Consider the following 4,615-nt stretch of genomic DNA (forward strand, 5'->3'; position numbering starts at 1 on the left):
TGTTCAACCCGTTTTCTTGCCAAGTGTAGGTACAGATGAATTGTATATGGCGCATCCGTTTGCCCGTTCCGGTTGGACTGGAGAAGCAGACTATATGCGAAGTTGTGCCTGCTTGAAAGGCGGAGAAGCGATGTTATTCACCATTCCAGTTTCATGGGATGTAAACAAAATAATAGACAAGAACTATAAAAAGCAATTCATGGCTGGAAGATTATTGCCGGGAAAATATAAAATAGGCCTGCAATTGGAAATTTATATGGATACGGAATTTGAAGTAAAATGATAGAACTATGAAACAGAAAGTCTTATTGTTAGCTATTTGCTTGCTGGCTATTCTTTCTCTGCAAGCGCAAACCAATGAACGGTACATTGAAGTGACGGGTACATCGGAAATAGAAATCGTACCTGACAAAATCCATTATCTGATTGAAATCCGTGAATACTTTGAAGAAGAGTTTGACGGGAAATCGAAGCCTGAAGAATATCGCACCAAAGTGCCTTTGTCAGAGATAGAACAAGGATTGAGAGAAGCCCTTGCGAAAGCTGGCATTCCGCAAAATGCCATCCGGACACAGGAAATAGGTGACTATTGGCGGCAGCAAGGGCAGGACTTCTTGGTCTCCAAGAAATTCGACATTACGCTGACCGACTTCAATCAGATAAACGAAATCCTCAAGCGTATCGACACAAAAGGTATCCACACCATGCGTATCGGTGAATTGGAGAACAAGGACATGCTTGCCTATCACCAAAAGGGAAAGATTGAGGCATTGAAAGCTGCCCAAAGGAAAGCGACTTATCTGGTAGAAGCACTGGGCAAAAAATTGGGTGATGTGATACGCATTGTGGAGGAAGGGAATAGTAATGCTTTCCCGTTTGCGCAAAGCAATGTCTTGTCATCCGATGCTGCCTCATTCGACAACTTCCGCACCATCAAGAAGAACTATTCCATGCTGGTACGTTTTGAAATCATAGATTAAAATGGCCTCGTAATTAAAACGTTTGCAAACTCATTGAGTGAGATATATCATCTTTGCAATCCTTGTTGCATATTCTCAATTTTCCAATCATACGCCCCCTCTGCGACATCGCCAACCTCTTTGAGTGTATGGCGATGTTTTATTTCGTCAAAAGGCTGTCGGCTCTCCGCATAATCACAAAGCCATGCGCCGACCGCATTCTGCTGTTCGATTGTTTCTCCGTACTCCTGCATGACGCTTTTGATGTCAGCAGCTTCGGATGGGGCAAAGAACGATTGGTGCTGCTCCGTGCCGAAATGGATAATCGCATCAATGGCTCGCTTAAAGACCTCGTTTGCTTTATAAAGAATATCGGCAAGCACATTCAGAATATGCCTGCTCGCTTTCAGCGCACTTTGCAGCAAACGGATGGTCTTGTCTTTCTCCGCCGTAGCACGACTTACGGCAAAGTTAATGCGCTGCCGCTCGCCGTCCTCTTGCTCCTGAAGCTGCCGTACCGCCTTGTCCCTTTCAATAGCAAGTGAACGGCTCTGCACCAAAGCCCTGCCACGCTCGGTTTCGGCTTTCTGCTTCTCTGTAACCAATGCCTTTGTCAATTCCTCCACCTTGTTCTTGACAGCATCGGGAAAGGCTTTCTTCATACGCTCGTTCTCGGCTTTCAGCTTGGCGTTTTCCTTTTCGATTGCTGCGGATTTGCCCACCCCGACAAAACTGCTTACGCTGTCCAATATGCTGTCCACTTTCGCCTTGCGCTCATCCCTTAACTGACGTTCCTTGTCGGCGATGTCATTGTCAAGGGATTGGCGGTATTTCTCTTTCGCCTTGTTCTCGCCCTCAATGAACTGCCGTTCCGTTTCGGCTTCCTCTTTGGCGGCAAGGGCTGCTTCCCTTTCAGCTTTAGCTCGTTCCGCTTCCTGTTTCTGTTTGGCAAGAATGAAGTCCGTGCGCTCCAAATGCTCCTTGCCCGTTACCGCCTTTGAGATGCCCCTTTCCATGTCAAGGCACTCGGCCAAAATGGTCTGCATCTCGCTCATGGCTTTCTCATCCAGTTTGCAGGACTTGCCCGTATCGTGATTCATCCAATCCCATACGATGTGGGCGTGCAGATTGGGCTTCCATGTGGCATTGTCGCCGGGCGTTCCGTAATGCCCCTCGTCCCTGTGGATGAACACCTGCAAGGCTGTGACACCCCAACGCTCCTTACACACCTTGCAGAATTTTCGCAACTGCTCCATCGTGGTATCTTCCTTGACGACAACCACGCCCTCCTTGAGCGGAGTGCTGCCACGGACGATGGTCACCTTGCCAGTCTTCTTGTTTACCCGTTCACGGTCTTTGGTCTGCATCGCACGGCCTGTCTTTTCCTTGACCATTGCGGCTATCTGATTGTATCGGTCGGTGAGCGTGGCTTCACTGAAATCAGGTGCGACCCATGTCTCGTTTCCAGCCATGAGGTCGGTACGGATGTAGAACTTCTCCTTGCGGATGTTGGCGAGGTATTCAGCTGTCCGCCTGTTGTGCGCCTCGCTGCTGCCGATGTTGCACGGTTTGATGTTGATGGATGTCTTCTGTGCCATAATGCTTGTCTGTTTGTGAGTTTAACGATGGGTTATTAGGGCTGCGCCTTAATCGGAGGGTGCAGGGAGAGGGTCACTTCCTGCTTGGGGTTCTCAGGGGCAAAAGCCACTGAGCGGAGTTTCCAAAGAGGGGGTCACTCTTTGGTCTGGTTGCACAGGGCTGAAAGTCCTTGTCGGGTTCTTAGGGCAGAGCCATAAGTGGGACGGGGCAACGCCCAGCCCCTCGGGAGAGCCCACAACTTCGGAGCGCAGCGGAGAAGTTATAGTGGGCTATATCTGGGCAAGCCCAGTCAGCCAACGCCACAACAACGGAGTACCGCTGAAATCCGTCTGTTGCGCCTGTTATTTTTCCGTGCCTGTGTCGGTATCATCCACAACGCCAATCATGCCGCCATGCGCTTCTTTGCGGCTCTCATCGGAACTTTCGGCTAACGGCAGGTTGCTGTTCTCTATGATAAGGAAATGGTTTGTTTCACCCTCGTTGTTTTGTATGCCAGTCCGATGGTCGCAAGCCACGGAGGAACAAAGGGAAGAAGAAAGAGGTGCTGCACCGCTTTCCGTGGTGTCCGTTTCCTGCCCTTGACTTTGGCAACCGTCCTGCACGGTACACGGCTTGCTATCCGAAGCCGTATCATTAGAAAGAGGTGTCCGCTTTCCGTCCGCCAGTTCTTTGACATTAGCTGATGGCTTGACATAATGGGGATTGGTCAGGAGGACACCACCGACATACCAGCCTGTAAGGAAATGCAGGGTGTGTATGGAAGTGCGGTTGTTGGTTCGGGTGGTCAGCACACCGAGCCTGTTAAAACTGTCTATGAGTTTGCCGACCGTCTTTCGGTTGCAACCCAAATATTCCGCAAGTTCCACATCGGAAGCTGCGACTTCTCCCACCTCCAAGGCTATTCCTATGCCCTTGATGTTACAAACGGTCTTTGTCCGCACGGCGTGGGTCATCAGCCTGTGCAGGCATTTCTGCCTTTGGGCGGAAAATCTGCCTTCCAAAATAAAATTCCACTGCTCGTCCGAAAGGATGGTGCAGTAATGTATGCTCTGTTTGTTTTTGCACATAGTCTATGATATTTAGGTGTTACACCGGTCAGCTACCTGCCCATGCCTTGCCGCCGTTCGGGCATGTAATACTCCCTGTCCGCCGCTATGTGGTTCAGCACATCCTGCAAACGGTCGAGCTGGTCATGGTCAAGCACACGGATAGCGTTGATGGTTATCTTCTGCGTGGCAATCCTGCGGTGGGCAATGTCAGTTTCGCTCATCGTGCCGCCGCCGTCCGCATGGATGGAACGGAGGTAGGCGTTCACCGCTTCCGTCTGTTCTTTTGATGGGTACGGTGCCGCCCATCGGTCTTGAATGTAGTCAACCATTCGGCTGACCGCATCGGCCAATATCGGGTCATGCCTTGCAATGACGGGTATCAAGTCCTCTTTCCTCATAATTCCTGCTTTGTCTGTAATGAACTTGGCTTGTGCTTCTTGCCGCCACGCAAGGCTTCAAGCCGTCTGTTGAAATCTTCCTCGCTGCCTGTTCCCGATGTCCCTCCCTGCTCAATCCAGCCGATGATTTCATCCTCGAAGAAGTAGAGCTTATTGCCCCTCTTGTGATACGGTATGCGCTTCTCGGAAGTCATTGCGTAGATGGTGGAAGCGGATTTGCCAAGCAAAGCGGCGACATCATCCAAGGCAAGCAACCGTCTGCCTTTCTGTTGCGTGGCTTTGCCCAACGCCTCGTCCACCTTGTCCGCAAGCTGCCCCACCTTTTCAATCAGGAGGGAGACAGCCTGCGGCAGTTGTTCAAATGTGATTTTATCCATAAGCATAATGTTTATTTGAGTGTAATCTGTTCGGAAGCCTTGCGTTTCAGGTCGCTCACCACATCGGCATAAACCTGCGTGGTCGCCACGTTGCTGTGCGTAAGCATTTTTGATATGGTGTAGAGGTCGGTGCCTGCGGCGAGTTGCAGGGTTGCGTAGGTATGCCGGAAGCAATGAAAGGTTATGTGTTTTGTAATGCCCGCCGACTTAATCCAATCCTTGAGGTACAAGGG

General features: G+C 50.3%; 6 protein-coding genes and 1 pseudogene. 2 read left to right on the plus strand and 5 right to left on the minus strand.

Annotation, left to right across the window (positions count from 1 at the left end; translation table 11 throughout):
- Positions 1-283: pseudogene (locus tag H6B30_RS15505) on the plus strand (hypothetical protein); the annotation flags it as partial.
- Positions 284-290: 7 nt separating this feature from the next.
- Positions 291-980, plus strand: coding sequence for an SIMPL domain-containing protein (locus H6B30_RS15510; RefSeq protein WP_205112177.1), 690 nt, complete (start codon positions 291-293; stop codon positions 978-980).
- 47 nt (positions 981-1,027) lie between these two features.
- On the opposite strand, the gene H6B30_RS15515 is transcribed toward H6B30_RS15510, so the two are convergent.
- The 5 genes from H6B30_RS15515 to H6B30_RS15535 all read right to left on the minus strand — a co-directional run.
- Entirely contained in the window at positions 1,028-2,557 is a 1,530-nt protein-coding gene (locus H6B30_RS15515; protein ID WP_022040916.1) for a plasmid recombination protein, read from the minus strand.
- A 342-nt stretch (positions 2,558-2,899) separates the two neighbouring features.
- Positions 2,900-3,625, minus strand: a complete 726-nt coding sequence (locus H6B30_RS15520; RefSeq protein WP_022040915.1) for a hypothetical protein — start codon at positions 3,623-3,625, stop codon at positions 2,900-2,902.
- 32 nt (positions 3,626-3,657) lie between these two features.
- Positions 3,658-4,005: a hypothetical protein gene (locus H6B30_RS15525; protein ID WP_204432467.1), complete on the minus strand. Its 348-nt coding sequence runs from the start codon at positions 4,003-4,005 to the stop codon at positions 3,658-3,660.
- Positions 4,002-4,382, minus strand: coding sequence for a helix-turn-helix domain-containing protein (locus tag H6B30_RS15530; RefSeq protein ID WP_022040913.1), 381 nt, complete (start codon positions 4,380-4,382; stop codon positions 4,002-4,004). Before H6B30_RS15530 ends, H6B30_RS15525 begins: the two co-directional genes overlap by 4 nt.
- 11 nt (positions 4,383-4,393) lie before the next feature.
- On the minus strand, positions 4,394-4,615 hold a 222-nt coding region (locus tag H6B30_RS15535), incomplete at its 5' end, for a tyrosine-type recombinase/integrase (RefSeq protein WP_205112178.1).

This window comes from Marseilla massiliensis (genome assembly GCF_016899955.1).
In the GTDB taxonomy this organism is placed as follows: domain Bacteria; phylum Bacteroidota; class Bacteroidia; order Bacteroidales; family Bacteroidaceae; genus Prevotella; species Prevotella intestinigallinarum.

Excerpts from the sequence above, each read along its gene's own strand:
- H6B30_RS15530 (WP_022040913.1), bottom strand. The coding sequence starts at position 4,382 with ATGGATAAAATCACATTTGAACAACTGCCGCAGGCTGTCTCCCTCCTG.
- H6B30_RS15515 (WP_022040916.1), bottom strand. The coding sequence starts at position 2,557 with ATGGCACAGAAGACATCCATCAACATCAAACCGTGCAACATCGGCAGC.
- H6B30_RS15510 (WP_205112177.1), top strand. The coding sequence starts at position 291 with ATGAAACAGAAAGTCTTATTGTTAGCTATTTGCTTGCTGGCTATTCTT.
- H6B30_RS15520 (WP_022040915.1), bottom strand. The coding sequence starts at position 3,625 with ATGTGCAAAAACAAACAGAGCATACATTACTGCACCATCCTTTCGGAC.
- H6B30_RS15525 (WP_204432467.1), bottom strand. The coding sequence starts at position 4,005 with ATGAGGAAAGAGGACTTGATACCCGTCATTGCAAGGCATGACCCGATA.